The sequence below is a fragment of the Jatrophihabitans fulvus genome (genome assembly GCF_054781375.1).
In genome coordinates this window covers 141,489-157,167 of record NZ_BAAGUN010000007.1, presented here as the reverse complement: position 1 = coordinate 157,167, position 15,679 = coordinate 141,489, and the positions used below count along the sequence as shown (strand labels likewise).

Below are 15,679 nucleotides of genomic sequence, written 5' to 3'. Positions count from 1 at the left end.
TCAGCCCTCCTCGGTGTTCGCGGCCGGGTCGGGCTGCGGGGCGGTGCCCTGGATGCCCTCGGCACCGGCCTCGGTGGCGGCGTCGGCCGCAGCGGTGGCGATGTCGGCGTCCGCGGCCGCCGGCGTGGTGACCGCCGACTCCTGCGGCTGCTGCTCGGCCTGGGCCGCGTCGGCGCGCTGCGCGGCGGCCTCGATGGCCTCCGTGGCGGTCGCCTCGGTCGCCGAGCCCTCACCGGACGCGGCGCGGCCGGCGTCGGTGCTGACGCCCGTCGTGCCCTGCGAGCCGGAACGACGCGGACGGCCACCGGCCGGCCGGTCGCGACGCTGACGCAGCGCCTCGGCGGCGGCCGCGGCCTCGCGCTCGCTGCGCGAACCGGTCGGCACCTCGCCCTTGTAGATCCACACCTTCACGCCGATGCGGCCGAACGTGGTGCGGGCCTCGTAGAAGCCGTAGTCGATGTTGGCGCGCAGCGTGTGCAGCGGCACCCGACCCTCGCGGTAGAACTCCGAGCGCGACATCTCGGCACCGCCGAGGCGGCCGGAGCACTGCACGCGGATGCCCTTGACGCCCGGGCTCTTCAGCGTCGACTGCATGCTCTTGCGCATCGCACGGCGGAAGCTGACACGGTTGGACAGCTGCTCGGCCACGCCCTGCGCGACGAGCTGCGCGTCGCCCTCGGGGTTCTTCACCTCGAGGATGTTCAGCTGCACCTGCTTGCCGGTGAGCTTCTCGAGCTCACCGCGGATGCGGTCGGCCTCCGCGCCGCGGCGGCCGATGACGATGCCCGGCCGGGCGGTGTGGATGTCGACGCGGACCCGGTCGCGGGTGCGCTCGATCTCGACCTTGGCGATGCCGGCGCGCTCCATGCCCGTGGACATGAGCTTGCGGATCTTGACGTCCTCGCCGACGTACTCGGAGTACTGCTTGTCGGCGAACCAGCGGCTCTTGAAGTCGGTGCTGATGCCGAGTCGGAAGCCGTTCGGGTTGATCTTCTGTCCCATGTCAGCGCCCCCGTCCCTTCTTGGTAGCCGGCCGGTCGACGCTCTCGACCTCGATCGTGATGTGGCTGGTGCGCTTGCGGATGCGGTACGCGCGGCCCTGGGCCCGCGGCCGGAACCGCTTCATGGTCGGGCCCTCGTCGACGTACGCCCGCGAGACGATCAACGACTCGGGGTCGAGGTCGAAGTTGTTCTCCGCGTTCGCGATCGCGCTGGCGAGCACCTTCGCGACCGGCTCGGCAGCGGCCTGCGGCTGGAACTTCAGCTCGGCGAGGACCTGCTGGGCGGGCCGGTTGCGGATGAGGTCGATGACGCGACGCGCCTTCATCGGCGTCACGCGCACGTACGACGCCTTGGCGTACGCGGTACGCAGCTCGGTGTCCGGTTCAGTCATTGTCTGTCAGTCCTCTGCCTCAGCCGCGCCGCGACCGGCGGTCGTCCCTGATGTGCCCCTTGAAGGTGCGCGTCGGGGCGAACTCGCCGAGCTTGTGCCCGACCATGCCCTCGGTGACGAAGACCGGGACGTGCTTGCGGCCGTCGTGCACGGCGATCGTGTGCCCGAGCATGTCGGGGATGATCGTCGAGCGGCGCGACCAGGTCTTGATCACGTTCTTGGTGTTCTCGTCGTTCTGTGCGTCCACCTTGGCGAGCAGGTGGTCGTCGACGAACGGACCCTTCTTCAGACTGCGTGGCATCTTTCGCTACCTCAGCGCTTCTTGTTCGTACGACGACGGCGGACGATCATCTGGTCGCTCGCCTTGCGGCGGCGCGTACGGCCCTCGGGCTTGCCGTTCGGGTTCACCGGGTGGCGACCACCGGACGTCTTGCCCTCACCACCGCCGTGCGGGTGGTCGACCGGGTTCATGGCGACACCGCGGACGACCGGGCGCTTGCCCTTCCACCGCATGCGGCCGGCCTTGCCCCAGTTGATGTTGCTCTGCTCGGCGTTGCCGACCTCGCCGACGGTGGCGCGGCAGCGCACGTCGACGTTGCGGATCTCGCCGGAGGGCATGCGCAGCTGGGCGTACACACCCTCCTTGGCGACGAGCTGGACGCTCGCACCGGCGGAGCGGGCGATCTTCGCGCCGCCGCCCGGGCGGAGCTCGATCGCGTGCACCACGGTGCCGACCGGGATGTTGCGCAGCGGCAGCGCGTTGCCCGGCTTGATGTCGGCGCCGGGGCCGTTCTCGATGCGGTCGCCCTGCTTGAGCAGGCGCGGCGCCAGGATGTAGCGCTTCTCGCCGTCGGCGTAGTGCAGCAGCGCGATGCGGGCGGTGCGGTTCGGGTCGTACTCGATGTGAGCGACCTTCGCCGGCACGCCGTCCTTGTCGTGACGACGGAAGTCGATCACGCGGTAGGCGCGCTTGTGCCCGCCGCCCTGGTGACGCGTCGTGACCTTGCCGGAGTTGTTGCGTCCGCCCTTGTTGTGCAGCGGGCGCACCAGCGACTTCTCGGGGAAGTCGCGGGTGACCTCGGCGAAGTCGGCGACGGACGAGCCACGGCGGCCCGGGGTCGTCGGCTTGTACTTACGGATAGCCATGAGTCAGTCCCTCAGCCGATCTGTCCGAAGACGTCGATGCGGTCGCCCGCACGCAGGGTGACGACAGCGCGCTTCACGCTCTTGCGTGTGCCGTAGCCGGACCGGGTGCGCTTGCGCTTGCCCTGCCGGTTGAGCGTGTTGACGTCGGTGACCTTGACGCCGAACACCTTCTCGACCGCGATCTTGATCTGGGTCTTGTTGGAGAGCGGGTGGACCTCGAACGTGTACTTGTTCTCGTCCAGCAGCCCGTAGCTCTTCTCCGAGATGACCGGAGCGAGCAGCACGTCGCGGGGATCCTCGAACATCAGGCGTCGCCCTTCTTGTCGGTCTTGTCGTCGGCGACGACCTGGTCGGCCGCCTCGGACTCGACCATCGACGGCACGACGGGGTCGCCCGCGAGCTCACTGCTGCTCGCGGTGCCCCGCGCCGGCCGTCCCTTGCGCGGGCCGGACACGAACTCGTCCAGGGCGCCGCGGGTGAACACGACGTGGTCGCTGACCAGGACGTCGTAGGTGTTGAGCTGTCCCGGCTCGAGCAGGTGCACGCTGCGAACGTTGCGCAGGCTCTTCCAGGTCAGCTCGTCCGAACGCTCGACGACCACGAGGACGTTGCGCGAGTCGCTGATCGAGGCCAGCGCCGCGGCGGCGTCCTTGGTCGAGGGCACGTCACCGGAGACGAAGGACGTCACGACCGACACGCGGTCGTTGCGGGCGCGGTCGCTGATCGCACCGCGCAGCGCGGCGGCCTTCATCTTCTTCGGGGTGCGCTGGTCGTAGCTGCGCGGCACGGGGCCGTGCACGACGCCACCGCCGACGAACTGGGGCGCGCGGGTCGAGCCCTGGCGGGCGCGGCCGGTGCCCTTCTGGCGGTACGGCTTCTTGCCGCCACCGCGGACCTCGCCACGGGTCTTCGCCTTGTGCGTGCCCTGGCGGGCGGCCGCGAGCTGGGCGACGACGACCTGGTGGATCAGCGCGATGTTGGTGCTGGCGTCGAAGATCGAGCTCGGCACGTCGACCGAGCTGCTCTTCGCCTTCTCGTCGCCCGGCGTGCGGACGGTGAGGCTCAGGGTGTCTGCCATGGTCACAGCCCCTTGTCGATCGGGTTGAGCTCGTCGGACTTGTTCGCGTTGCGCACGAGGACGAGGCCGCCCTTGGGGCCCGGGATGGCGCCCTTGATGAGCAGCAGGCCGTTCTCGGCGTCGACCTTGTGCACGACCAACCCGGTGGTGGTCGCCTTGACGGCGCCCATGCGGCCGGCCATGCGCAGGCCCTTGAACACGCGGCCCGGGGTGGCGCAGCCGCCGATGGAGCCCGGCTTGCGGTGGTTGCGGTGCGCACCGTGCGAGGACGAGACACCGGCGAAGCCGTGACGCTTCATGACGCCGGCGGTGCCCTTGCCCTTGGTGGTGCCGCTGACGTCGACGCGCGCGCCGGCGGTGAACACGTCGGCGTTGATCTCCTGGCCGACGGTGTAGCCCTCGACGGCGTCCGTGCGTACCTCGACGAGGTGGCGGCGCGGCGTCACGTCGGCGGCCTTGAAGTGGCCGGCGACGGGCTTGGTCACCTTGCGGGGGTCGATCTGGCCGTAGGCCAGCTGCACGGCCGTGTAGCCGTCCTTGTCCTGGGTGCGGATCTGGGTGACGACGCACGGCCCGGCCTTGACGACGGTGACCGGAACGATCCGGTTGTTCTCGTCGAAGACCTGGGTCATTCCGAGCTTCTCGCCCAGGATCCCTGTCCGTTGGTTAGCCATGTCTCTTTCCCGCGCTACTGGATGTTCACGTCGACCGACGCCGGCAGGTCGATGCGCATGAGCGCGTCGACCGTCTTCGGCGTCGGGTCGAGGATGTCGATGAGCCGCTTGTGCGTGCGCATCTCGAAGTGCTCGCGGCTGTCCTTGTACTTGTGCGGCGAACGGATGACGCAGTAGATGTTCTTCTCCGTCGGCAGCGGAACCGGGCCGACGACCCGGGCGCCGGTACGGGTCACCGTCTCGACGATCTTGCGTGCACTGGCGTCGATGGCCTCGTGGTCATAGGCCTTGAGCCGGATGCGGATCTTCTGTCCCGCCATGGTGGCTGACTCACCTTCACTGTTCTCGACCTGCAGGTTCGAGCCCGCCCGTCCGGTGGGACGGAGGGCGCCCGGCCGGGGTGGGCCGGCCGTCCGCTTCCGGACGGCCGACCCTCCCGACGTCGGGATCGTGCTGTGGTGCGGTCCTACTCGATGATCTTGGTGACGCGACCCGCGCCGACGGTGCGACCGCCCTCGCGGATCGCGAACCGCAGACCGTCCTCCATGGCGACCGGCTGGATGAGCTCGACCGACATCTCGGTGTTGTCGCCCGGCATGACCATCTCGGTGCCCTCGGGGAGGGTCACGACGCCGGTCACGTCCGTGGTGCGGAAGTAGAACTGCGGTCGGTAGTTGTTGAAGAACGGCGTGTGACGGCCACCCTCGTCCTTCGACAGGATGTAGACGTTCGCCTCGAACTTGGTGTGCGGCGTCGTGGTGCCCGGCTTGATGATGACCTGGCCGCGCTCGACGTCCTCACGCTTGATGCCGCGCAGCAGCAGGCCGACGTTCTCGCCCGCCTGGCCCTCGTCGAGCAGCTTGCGGAACATCTCGATGCCGGTGACGGTCGTCGTCTGCTTGTCGGTACGGATACCGACGATGTCGACGGTCTCGTTGACCTTCAGCACACCGCGCTCGATACGGCCGGTGACGACCGTGCCGCGACCGGTGATCGTGAAGACGTCCTCGATCGGCATGAGGAACGGCTTCTCGGTGTCGCGCTCGGGCTGCGGGATCGACTCGTCGACGGCGTTCATCAGCTCGAGCACCGACTCGCCCCACTTGGCGTCGCCCTCGAGCGCCTTGAGCGCCGAGACCTTGACGATGGGGGCGTCGTCGCCCGGGAACTCGTACTGCGACAGCAGCTCGCGGACCTCGAGCTCGACGAGCTCCATGATCTCCTCGTCGTCGACCATGTCGGCCTTGTTCAGCGCGACGACGATGTAGGGGACGCCGACCTGGCGGGCCAGGAGCACGTGCTCCTTGGTCTGCGGCATCGGGCCGTCGGTGGCGGCGACGACGAGGATCGCGCCGTCCATCTGCGCCGCACCGGTGATCATGTTCTTGATGTAGTCGGCGTGACCCGGGCAGTCGACGTGCGCGTAGTGGCGCTTCTCGGTCTGGTACTCGATGTGAGCGATCGAGATCGTGATGCCGCGCTGGCGCTCTTCGGGCGCCTTGTCGATCTGGTCGAACGCCTCGGTGCTCGGGTTCATGTCCGGGTACTTGTCGTGCAGCACCCGGGAGATCGCCGCCGTCAGCGTCGTCTTGCCGTGGTCGATGTGACCGATGGTGCCGATGTTGACGTGCGGCTTCGTCCGCTCGAACTTGGCCTTCGCCACTGTGGTGCCCCTCTCGGGTTCGGATCGCCGGTCTTCTTGGTCCGGCTTTCTGGACTGTTGTGTTGAAACTCGGTGGTCGTGCTCGAAGTGGTGCGGTCTTACTCGCCGGTGACCTTGGCGATGATCTCCTTGGCCACGTTGGCCGGGACCTCGGCGTAGCTGTCGAACTGCATCGAGTAGCTCGCGCGGCCCTGGGTCTTCGACCGCAGGTCACCGACGTAGCCGAACATCTCCGACAGCGGCACGAGCGCCTTCACCAGGCGGGCACCGCCACGCTCCTCCATGGCCTGGATCTGGCCACGGCGGGAGTTGAGGTCGCCGATCACGTCGCCCATGTTGTCCTCGGGCGTGGTGACCTCGACGGCCATCAGCGGCTCGAGCAGAGCCGGGCTCGCCTTCTTGGCCGCGGCCTTGAAGACCATCGAGCCGGCGATCTTGAACGCCATCTCGGACGAGTCGACGTCGTGGTAACCGCCGTCGAGCAGCGTGAACTTCACGCCGACCATCGGGTAGCCCGCGAGGATGCCGTACTGCATGGCCTCCTGCGCGCCGGCGTCGACCGAGGGGATGAACTCCTTCGGGATGCGACCGCCGGTCACCTTGTTCTCGAACTCGTAGCTCGGGCCGTCGGCGGTCATCTCCAGCGGCGCGAGAGCCACCTGGACCTTCGCGTACTGACCCGAACCGCCGGTCTGCTTCTTGTACGTGAGGTCCTCGCGCTCGACCTCGCGGCGGATGGTCTCGCGGTAGGCGACCTGCGGCTTGCCGACGTTCGCCTCGACCTTGAACTCCCGCTTCATGCGGTCGACCAGGATCTCGAGGTGGAGCTCGCCCATGCCGGAGATGACCGTCTGACCGGTCTCCTCGTCGTTGTGGACGCGGAAGGTCGGGTCCTCCTCGGCCAGCTTCTGGATCGCGATGCCCAGCTTCTCCTGGTCGGCCTTGGTCTTCGGCTCGATCGCGACGTCGATGACCGGGGCCGGGAACGTCATCGACTCGAGGACGATGGCCTTCTGCGGGTCGGACAGCGTGTCACCGGTGGTGGTCTGCTTCAGGCCCGCGACGGCGATGATCTCGCCCGCGCCCGCGCGCTGCAGCTCCTCACGCTTGTTCGCGTGCATCTGGTAGATCTTGCCGATCCGCTCCTTGCGGTCCTTGGTGGAGTTCAGGACCTGCGAGCCGTTGTCCAGCACGCCGGAGTAGAGGCGGACGAAGGTGAGCTTGCCGAGGTGCGGGTCGGTGGCGATCTTGAACGCCAGGCCGGCCAGCGGCTCCGACTCGTCGGGCTCGCGGTTGGCCTCGGTCTCGCCGTCCTGCAGGGTGCCCTTGATGCCGCCGACGTCCAGCGGGGAGGGCAGGTAGTCGACGACGGCGTCGAGCAGGGGCTGCACGCCCTTGTTCTTGAACGCCGTGCCGGTCAGGACCGGGTTCACGAGGTCGGCCAGCGTGGCCTTGCGGATGGCCGCCTTGATGGTGGCGACGTCCAGCTCCTCGCCCTCGAGGTACTTCTCGGCGATCTCGTCGTCGACGTCCGCGAGCTGCTCGAGCAGCTTCTCGCGGTACTCGGCGGCCTGGTCGGCGAGCTCGGCCGGGATCTCCTCGACCTCGTAGTCCTCGCCGAGCTTCGTCTCGCCGCGCCAGACGAGGGCACGCATGCCCACCAGGTCGACGACACCGATGAAGTCGGACTCGTTGCCGATCGGCAGCTGCAGGACGAGCGCGTTGGAGTTGAGCCGCTCGCGCATCATGTCGACGCAGCGGAAGAAGTCGGCACCCGTGCGGTCGAGCTTGTTGACGAAGCACATGCGCGGGACGGAGTACTTGTCGGCCTGGCGCCAGACGGTCTCGGTCTGCGGCTCGACGCCGGCGACACCGTCGTAGACGGCGACCGCGCCGTCGAGCACGCGCAGCGACCGCTCGACCTCGACCGTGAAGTCGACGTGGCCGGGCGTGTCGATGATCTGGATGGTGTGCCCCTTCCAGGAGCACTTGGTGGCCGCGGACGTGATCGTGATGCCGCGCTCCTGCTCCTGCTCCATCCAGTCCATCGTGGCTGCGCCGTCGTGGACCTCACCGATCTTGTAGTTGATACCGGTGTAGAAGAGGATGCGCTCGGTCGTCGTGGTCTTGCCCGCGTCGATGTGCGCCATGATCCCGATGTTGCGGGTCTTGGCGAGCTCGGCTGCGTTTGCCATGTTTCTCTCTCCGTGTTGCGGGCGAATGCCGGCGGACCGTCCTCCCGCCGGGTCACGGCGGGAGGGGTCGGGCTACCAGCGGTAGTGCGCGAAGGCCTTGTTGGACTCGGCCATCTTGTGGGTGTCCTCGCGACGCTTGACGCTGGCGCCCAGGCCGTTGCTGGCGTCGAGGATCTCGTTCATGAGGCGCTCGGTCATCGTCTTCTCACGACGCGAGCGCGAGTAGCTGACCAGCCAGCGCAGGGCCAGCGTGGTGCTGCGGCCCGGCTTGACCTCGATCGGCACCTGATAGGTGGCGCCACCGACGCGGCGGCTCTTCACCTCGAGGGCGGGCTTCACGTTGTCGAGCGCGCGCTTGAGGGTGACGACCGGGTCGGTGCCGGTCTTGTCGCGGGTGCCCTCGAGGGCGCCGTAGACGATGCCCTCGGCGATGGACTTCTTGCCACCGATGAGCACCTTGTTGACCAGCTGCGTCACCAGCGGGGAGCTGTAGACGGGGTCGATGACCAGCGGACGGCGGGGGGCGGGACCCTTGCGAGGCATCAGCCCTTCTCCTTCTTCGCTCCGTAGCGGCTGCGCGACTGCTTGCGGCCACGGACACCCTGGGTGTCCAGCGAACCGCGGATGATCTTGTAACGGACGCCGGGGAGGTCCTTCACCCGGCCGCCGCGCACGAGCACGATCGAGTGCTCCTGCAGGTTGTGACCGACACCGGGGATGTAGGCGGTGACCTCGATCTGGCTGGTGAGGCGCACGCGCGCGACCTTCCGCAGCGCGGAGTTCGGCTTCTTCGGCGTGGTCGTGTAGACGCGGGTGCACACGCCGCGGCGCTGGGGAGAACCCTTCAGCGCGGGCGTCTTGGTCTTCTCGACCTTGTCCTCGCGGCCCTTGCGGACCAGCTGCTGGATCGTAGGCATGCGGCCTGCAATCTCCTCGTTCGTCTGTCGTGCTCGTGTGGATCCGCCGGTCTGCGTGTGCAGCGCCCCGCGATTCCCTGCTCTGGTGTTGTGCTCCCCGTCCCCGAGGTCGGGCGTGTCGCGCCCGTTCCGGGTGAGGCCGTGCGATTTCTCGCCGGCCCCGTGATCGGTGAGTCCCGTGTCGGCTTCCGCCCGGATCGTCAGGACCCGGTCGACTGCACCGTTGGCACGGGAAGCGGCCCGGACACGTCCGGGCACAAGGAGTAAGAGTACCTACCGCACGTCGGGGATTCCAAATCCCCCCTCACGGGGCACGCAGCGGCCGGTCGACGGCCGGTCTGCCGGCCTCCGGACGCCCCGGCAGGCGGCGCGGACGAGACCTCGGGCACTCGCAGTGTCACCGACGGGCGAGCACGACGAGGTAGCGACACGCGTCGGGCCCGGGGTTGGCGTACACGCACGGCTGCGGTGCACCGAGCCGCAGGCAGTCGCCCGCGGCCAGCTCGTGGGTCGTGGCGCCCTCGCGGAAGTCGAGTCGGCCCGCCAGCACCCAGATCTGGTGGTGCGCCAAGGCATAGGACGCCGCCGGGAAGGGGACCTCGGCGTGCGGCGGCAGTTCGATCTCGACGAGTTCGAGTGGTCCGCCGGGCTCCGGGGACACCGAGCGGCGCACGTAGCCGGTCTCCGGGTCGGTCCAGCGCGGCTGCTCGGCGGCGCGCGCGAGGGTTCCGGTCCCGCCCTCCGCCCGGGCGAGAAGTTGCGACAGCGACAGCCCCAGGGCGCCCGACAGCCGTCCCAGGAGCACGGCCGTCGGCTGCGCGCGTCCCTGTTCGACCTTGGCGATCATGGCCCGCGACACGCCGGACCGCTCGGCCAGGGCGGCTGCGGACAGCCCGGCGTCCCGGCGCGCCTGCGCGACGGTGTGCGCGATCCGATCGGTCAGCGTGTCGTCCACGGGGTGTCACTATAGGCGTAGCGGTGTCTAGCATCGTCACATGCCGATCCGGGACGCCACCGTCGACGATGCCGCTGCCTGTGCCGCCGTGTACGCCCCGTACGTGCGCGACACCCCGATCACCTTCGAGCTCGACGCACCCGACGCCGACGAGTTCGCACGTCGCATCACGGCGGCACAGCGGCGCTGGGCGTGGCTGGTGGCGGAGCGGGACGGACGGGTCGTCGGGTACGCCTACGGCGGGTCGTTCAAGGAACGGGCGGCCTACCGGTTCGCCTGCGAGGTGAGCGTCTATCTCGACACCGGCCTGCGGCGCACGGGCCTGGGCCGCGCGCTGTACCAGGCCCTCTTCCCGCGCCTGGCCGAGCGTGGCTACCGCACGGCGGTCGCGGGCATGACTCTGCCCAACCCGGCCAGTGAGGGTCTGCACCGTGCCCTCGGCTTCGAGCCGGTCGGCACGTACCGCCGCATCGGGTGGAAGCACGACCAGTGGCACGACGTCGCCTGGATGCAGCGCGACCTCTGCCGCGCCCCGGACCCGCCGGCCGAGCCGCACTGACGTGCTGCCGGACGCCGTCCGGTCGAGTGCGTGATCGCGGGCGGCGCCCCGGTCGGTCTCTTTCGCAGGGCGGGCAGTCCATCCCCTCGCGGGACCCACAGCGGACACAGGAACCCGGCTGTCCGCGACCCGACACGGTCGCCCGGACCTTGGTCCCTTCATCCGGCGTCAGTTTGTTGTGAGGCTCTTCGGTGTCAGGCCGGGAGCTTCCCGGCGCACGCTCGCGTCATCAGGAGGACGCTCCATGGCCGTGTTGGTCAACATCGAGCCCGTACCGCTGCTCACCGTCAAGAACTGGACCGCGAAGAAGGGCACCATCGCCAAGATCGCCGGCGAGACCGGCATGACGAAGGCGCTCAAGGATCTTGAGGCCGTCTACAAGAAGACGCCGTGGAACCTCGTCCACCCCGTCGAGGCGTGGCGGCTGAACCCCGCGAAGAAGTCCATGCAGCAGCAGCCGACCGCCGCCGAGATGACGGCCCTGAAGGAGAAGGCGAAGGCGTCCTACGGCCAGCTCGAGCCCCTGCGCAAGCAGCTGTACGCCGTGCGCGACCTCGCCGCCGCGCTCGAGAAGAAGTGGAAGGCGAACAAGCTCATCCCGGCGTCGTCCACCAAGCTGGTCGCGGAGATCGGAAAGAAGGCCGAGTGGGAGGCCGTGAGCCTCAAGAGCCTCAACGACAACTGGGACGACGCGATCAAGTCCGCCGGCCAGCGCGACGACCGCATCAAGCAGATCGCGCGCAACGTGCTCGGCGAGTACTTCACGGCGCTGAAGCAGAGCTCGGACCAGGTGAAGCAGAACCCGACCGTCGTGACCTACACCGGCGGGTTCGGCAAGGGCTTCCACCAGAACATCCGCGGGCTGAGCGCGGCGCTGGACAAGACCAAGTCGCCGCAGATCGTGGCCTTCAAGGAGCGCACCTGGAAGCGCTACGCGCAGGACGAGTACCTGCCCAAGCAGGACAGCGAGGTACTGCCGAAGCTGCGTGAGGTCATGGCGTCGCTCAAGGAGCTGCACTCGATGGTCAGCTGAGGCGTCCGTCCGGACCCGGCAACGGCGAAGGGCCGGTTCCCCCGTGGGGAACCGGCCCTTCGTCCGTTCAGTGGCTACCGTTCAGCGGCTGCGTCAGCGGTAGTCGTCGTACCCGAACTCGTCCAGCGGCACGGCCGGGCCGAGCGCGTTGTTGCCGAACCCGTAGTAGTCGTTCTCGTCGTACCCGGACATCGAGAACGCCGCGGCGCGGGCCTCTTCGGTCGGGTTGACGTCGACGTTGCGGTACCGCGAGATGCCGGTACCGGCCGGGATCAGCTTGCCGATGATCACGTTCTCCTTGAGGCCCACCAGCGAGTCGCTGCGGGCGGAGATCGCGGCATCGGTCAGCACGCGGGTGGTCTCCTGGAAGGAGGCCGCCGACAGCCACGACTCGGTCGCGAGCGACGCCTTCGTGATGCCCATGAGCACCGGACGGCCGGACGCCGGCTCGTTGCCCTCGGCCACCACGCGCCGGTTCTCGCTCTCGAACGTCGTGCGCTCGACCAGCGAACCGGGCAGGAACTCCGTCGCCCCCGAGTCGATCACCGTGATGCGCTTGAGCATCTGCCGGATGATCACCTCGATGTGCTTGTCGTGGATGGCGACACCCTGGCTGCGGTAGACCTCCTGGACCTCGCGCACCAGGTGCAGCTGCACCTCGCGCGGGCCCATGATGCGCAGCACGTCGTGCGGGTTCACCGCGCCCGAGACCAGCTGGGTGCCGGCCTCGACGTGGTCGCCGTCGTTGACGAGCGGACGGGCACGCCGGGTGATCGGGTACTCGCGCTCCTCGGCGTCGGCACCGCCGTCGTCCGGGGTGAGGACGATGCGCCGCGTCGAGCCCTTCGACCCGTCCGGCTCCTCGATCCGCACCCGGCCGGACGCCTCGGCGATCGGCGACATGCCCTTCGGCACGCGCGCCTCGAACAGCTCGCCGACACGGGGCAGACCGTGCGTGATGTCGTCACCGGCGATGCCGCCCGTGTGGAACGTGCGCATCGTCAGCTGCGTGCCGGGCTCGCCGATCGACTGGGCGGCGATGATGCCGACCGCCTCGCCGACGTCCACCAGCTTGCCGGTCGCCAGCGAGCGGCCGTAGCAGGTGGCGCAGGTGCCGAGCTGCGACTCGCAGGTCAGCACCGAGCGGACCTTGATCTCGCTGACACCGGCCTCGACGAGGGTGTCGATCATCACGTCACCCAGTGCGGTGCCGGCGGCCGCGACCGTCGTCTTGCCCTGGACGGCGTCCTCGGCGAGCACGCGGGCGTAGACCGAGGTCTCGACGTGCGGGTCCTTGATCAGGGCGCCGTCGGTACCGGGGGTCGCGATCGTCAGCATGAGGCCGCGGTCGGTGCCGCAGTCCTCCTCGCGGATGATCACGTCCTGCGAGACGTCGACCAGACGACGGGTCAGGTAGCCCGAGTCGGCGGTACGCAGCGCCGTGTCGGCCAGACCCTTGCGGGCACCGTGCGTGGCGATGAAGTACTCCAGCACCGACAGGCCCTCGCGGAAGTTGGCCTTGATCGGGCGCGGGATGATCTCGCCCTTCGGGTTGGCCACCAGACCGCGCATACCGGCGATCTGCCGCATCTGCATCATGTTTCCTCGGGCACCCGAGTTGACCATGATGTAGACCGGGTTCGTCCGCGGGAAGTTGAGCTCCATCTCCTTGGCGACCTCGCTGGTCGCCTTGGTCCAGACCTCGACGAGCTCCTGACGGCGCTCCTCCTCGGTGATGACACCGCGCAGGTACTGCTTCTCGATCTTCTCGGCGTCCTTCTCGTACCGCTCGAGGATCTCCTGCTTCTTCGGCGGCGTGACCACGTCGTCGATGGCGATGGTGATACCGGACCGGGTCGCCCAGTGGAAGCCGGCCGCCTTGAGCGCGTCCAGCGTGTTCGCGACCTGCACCTTGGGGTAGCGCTCCGCCAGGTCGTTGACGATCTGGCCGAGCTCCTTCTTCGTGACCGGGTAGTTCACGAAGCGGTAGTCGTCGGGCAGGGCGTCGTTGAACAGGCAGCGACCCAGGGTGGTGTCGACGAGCACCGGCGTACCGGGCTCCCAGCCCTCCGGGGCCTCCCACTTCGGCTGGCCCTGACCGTTGTCGACGGTCGTCGTGCCGGACAGCCGGATCTTCACCGGCGCCTGCAGGTTCAGCGTGCGGGTGTCGCGGGCCATGACGGCCTCGGCCGGCGAACCGAACACACGACCCTCGCCGAGCGAACCCGGCTTGACCGCGGTCAGGTGGTACAGACCCAGGATCATGTCCTGCGTCGGCATCGTCACCGGACGGCCGTCGGCGGGCTTGAGGATGTTGTTCGTCGACAGCATGAGGATGCGGGCCTCGGCCTGCGCCTCGGCCGACAGCGGCAGGTGCGCCGCCATCTGGTCACCGTCGAAGTCGGCGTTGAAGGCGGTGCAGACCAGCGGGTGGATCTGGATCGCCTTGCCCTCGACCAGCTGCGGCTCGAAGGCCTGGATGCCGAGGCGGTGCAGCGTCGGTGCGCGGTTCAGCAGCACCGGGTGCTCGCGGATGACCTCCTCGAGCACGTCCCACACGACCGGACGCGCGCGCTCGACCATGCGCTTGGCCGACTTGATGTTCTGCGCGTGCGACAGGTCGACGAGGCGCTTCATCACGAACGGCTTGAACAGCTCGAGCGCCATGCCCTTGGGCAGGCCGCACTGGTGCAGCTTGAGCTGCGGGCCGACGATGATCACCGAACGGCCGGAGTAGTCGACGCGCTTGCCGAGCAGGTTCTGGCGGAACCGGCCCTGCTTGCCCTTGAGCAGGTCGGACAGCGACTTCAGCGGACGGTTGCCCGGCCCGGTGACCGGACGGCCGCGCCGGCCGTTGTCGAACAGCGCGTCGACGGACTCCTGCAGCATCCGCTTCTCGTTGTTGACGATGATCTCGGGCGCGCCGAGGTCGATCAGTCGCTTGAGGCGGTTGTTGCGGTTGATCACGCGGCGGTACAGGTCGTTGAGGTCGGACGTCGCGAAACGTCCGCCGTCGAGCTGCACCATCGGACGGATGTCCGGCGGGATGACCGGGACGCAGTCGAGCACCATGCCCTGCGGGCTGTTCGTGGTGGCGAGGAACGCCGCCACGACCTTGAGGCGCTTGAGGGCGCGCAGCTTCTTCTGGCCCTTGCCCGACCGGATGGTCTCGCGCAGGTTCTCGGCCTCGGCCTCGAGGTCGAAGTTCTTCAGCAGCGTCTGGAGCGCCTCGGCGCCCATGCCGCCCTCGAAGTAGTCGCCGAAGCGGTCGCGCAGCTCGCGGTAGAGCAGCTCGTCGCCGATCAGCTGCTTGACGTCGAGCTTGCGGAACGTGTCCATGACCTCGTCGAGACGGTCGATCTCGCGCTGGGCGCGGTCACGCAGCTGGCGCATCTCGCGCTCGCCGCCCTCACGCACCTTGCGGCGGACATCGCTCTTCGCGCCCTCGGCCTCCAGCTCGGCCAGGTCGGTCTCGAGCTTCTTGGCGCGGGCCTCGATGTTGGCGTCGCGGGTCTTCTCGAGCTGCGCCTTCTCGGCGCTCATCTCGGCTTCGATCGTCGACAGGTCGCGGTGCCGCGCCTCGTCGTCGACCGAGGTGATCATGTAGGCGGCGAAGTAGATGATCTTCTCGAGATCCTTCGGCGCCAGGTCGAGCAGGTAACCCAGGCGCGACGGGACGCCCTTGAAGTACCAGATGTGCGTGACGGGTGCGGCCAGCTCGATGTGGCCCATGCGCTCACGGCGCACCTTGGCGCGGGTGACCTCGACGCCACAGCGCTCGCAGATGATGCCCTTGAAGCGCACGCGCTTGTACTTGCCGCAGTAGCACTCCCAGTCCCGGGTCGGACCGAAGATCTTCTCGCAGAAGAGTCCGTCCTTCTCGGGCTTCAGGGTGCGGTAGTTGATGGTCTCGGGCTTCTTGACCTCGCCGTGGCTCCACTGGCGGATGTCGTCCGCGGTGGCCAGGCCGATACGCAGCTCGTCGAACACGTTGACGTCGAGCAAGACGTTCCTTCTTCCGTTGGTATTGCGGTTCTGCAGGGCGGCGGTGGTCGGTCACCGCGGC

General features: G+C 68.6%; 16 protein-coding genes. 2 read left to right on the top strand and 14 right to left on the bottom strand.

Annotated features, from left to right (window positions below; genetic code table 11):
- The 13 genes from rpsC to ACYVP9_RS20190 all read right to left on the bottom strand — a co-directional run bounded on the left by rpsC (nucleotide 1) and on the right by ACYVP9_RS20190 (nucleotide 10,021).
- A complete protein-coding gene (gene rpsC, locus ACYVP9_RS20250; protein ID WP_460606760.1) occupies nucleotides 1–1,002 on the bottom strand; it encodes a small ribosomal subunit protein uS3 in 1,002 nt (333 codons plus the stop codon).
- Between the two features lies 1 nt (nucleotide 1,003).
- Nucleotides 1,004–1,393 (bottom strand): large ribosomal subunit protein uL22, encoded by a 390-nt coding sequence (rplV, locus tag ACYVP9_RS20245; protein ID WP_460606759.1) that lies wholly within the window; start codon nucleotides 1,391–1,393, stop codon nucleotides 1,004–1,006.
- Between the two features lie 19 nt (nucleotides 1,394–1,412).
- The gene (gene rpsS / locus ACYVP9_RS20240; protein WP_460606758.1) at nucleotides 1,413–1,694 is read right to left on the bottom strand and encodes a 30S ribosomal protein S19; all 282 of its coding nucleotides are present in this window, start codon (nucleotides 1,692–1,694) and stop codon (nucleotides 1,413–1,415) included.
- Between the two features lie 11 nt (nucleotides 1,695–1,705).
- The gene (rplB, locus tag ACYVP9_RS20235) at nucleotides 1,706–2,539 is read right to left on the bottom strand and encodes a large ribosomal subunit protein uL2 (protein WP_460606757.1); all 834 of its coding nucleotides are present in this window, start codon (nucleotides 2,537–2,539) and stop codon (nucleotides 1,706–1,708) included.
- An 11-nt stretch (nucleotides 2,540–2,550) separates the two neighbouring features.
- Entirely contained in the window at nucleotides 2,551–2,844 is a 294-nt protein-coding gene (gene rplW / locus ACYVP9_RS20230; protein ID WP_460606756.1) for an uL23 family ribosomal protein, read from the bottom strand.
- Complete coding sequence (gene rplD, locus ACYVP9_RS20225; RefSeq protein WP_460606755.1) at nucleotides 2,844–3,617, bottom strand: 50S ribosomal protein L4; 774 nt, start codon at nucleotides 3,615–3,617, stop codon at nucleotides 2,844–2,846. The genes rplW and rplD overlap by 1 nt, the downstream gene beginning before the upstream one ends.
- Nucleotides 3,618–3,619: 2 nt before the next feature.
- The gene (gene rplC / locus ACYVP9_RS20220) at nucleotides 3,620–4,291 is read right to left on the bottom strand and encodes a large ribosomal subunit protein uL3 (RefSeq protein WP_460606754.1); all 672 of its coding nucleotides are present in this window, start codon (nucleotides 4,289–4,291) and stop codon (nucleotides 3,620–3,622) included.
- 14 nt (nucleotides 4,292–4,305) lie between these two features.
- A complete protein-coding gene (rpsJ, locus tag ACYVP9_RS20215) occupies nucleotides 4,306–4,611 on the bottom strand; it encodes a 30S ribosomal protein S10 (RefSeq protein ID WP_040804197.1) in 306 nt (101 codons plus the stop codon).
- Between the two features lie 146 nt (nucleotides 4,612–4,757).
- Nucleotides 4,758–5,954 (bottom strand): elongation factor Tu, encoded by a 1,197-nt coding sequence (tuf, locus tag ACYVP9_RS20210; RefSeq protein WP_460606753.1) that lies wholly within the window; start codon nucleotides 5,952–5,954, stop codon nucleotides 4,758–4,760.
- 98 nt (nucleotides 5,955–6,052) lie between these two features.
- Nucleotides 6,053–8,149, bottom strand: a complete 2,097-nt coding sequence (fusA, locus tag ACYVP9_RS20205) for an elongation factor G (protein ID WP_460606752.1) — start codon at nucleotides 8,147–8,149, stop codon at nucleotides 6,053–6,055.
- Nucleotides 8,150–8,221: 72 nt separating this feature from the next.
- The gene (gene rpsG, locus ACYVP9_RS20200) at nucleotides 8,222–8,692 is read right to left on the bottom strand and encodes a 30S ribosomal protein S7 (RefSeq protein ID WP_460606751.1); all 471 of its coding nucleotides are present in this window, start codon (nucleotides 8,690–8,692) and stop codon (nucleotides 8,222–8,224) included.
- Complete coding sequence (rpsL, locus tag ACYVP9_RS20195) at nucleotides 8,692–9,066, bottom strand: 30S ribosomal protein S12 (RefSeq protein WP_460606750.1); 375 nt, start codon at nucleotides 9,064–9,066, stop codon at nucleotides 8,692–8,694. The genes rpsG and rpsL overlap by 1 nt, the downstream gene beginning before the upstream one ends.
- 397 nt (nucleotides 9,067–9,463) lie before the next feature.
- Nucleotides 9,464–10,021: a helix-turn-helix domain-containing protein gene (locus tag ACYVP9_RS20190; protein WP_460606749.1), complete on the bottom strand. Its 558-nt coding sequence runs from the start codon at nucleotides 10,019–10,021 to the stop codon at nucleotides 9,464–9,466.
- A gap of 40 nt (nucleotides 10,022–10,061) precedes the next feature.
- Here ACYVP9_RS20190 and ACYVP9_RS20185 point away from each other — a divergent pair, with 40 nt between their 5' ends.
- Together ACYVP9_RS20185 and ACYVP9_RS20180 are read left to right on the top strand one after the other, a co-directional pair.
- Nucleotides 10,062–10,580 (top strand): GNAT family N-acetyltransferase, encoded by a 519-nt coding sequence (locus ACYVP9_RS20185; RefSeq protein ID WP_460606748.1) that lies wholly within the window; start codon nucleotides 10,062–10,064, stop codon nucleotides 10,578–10,580.
- Between the two features lie 244 nt (nucleotides 10,581–10,824).
- Nucleotides 10,825–11,613, top strand: a complete 789-nt coding sequence (locus ACYVP9_RS20180; RefSeq protein ID WP_460606747.1) for a hypothetical protein — start codon at nucleotides 10,825–10,827, stop codon at nucleotides 11,611–11,613.
- Between the two features lie 93 nt (nucleotides 11,614–11,706).
- Here ACYVP9_RS20180 and ACYVP9_RS20175 read toward each other — a convergent pair whose 3' ends face one another.
- A complete protein-coding gene (locus ACYVP9_RS20175) occupies nucleotides 11,707–15,618 on the bottom strand; it encodes a DNA-directed RNA polymerase subunit beta' (protein WP_460606746.1) in 3,912 nt (1,303 codons plus the stop codon).
- Nucleotides 15,619–15,679 lie beyond the last annotated feature (61 nt).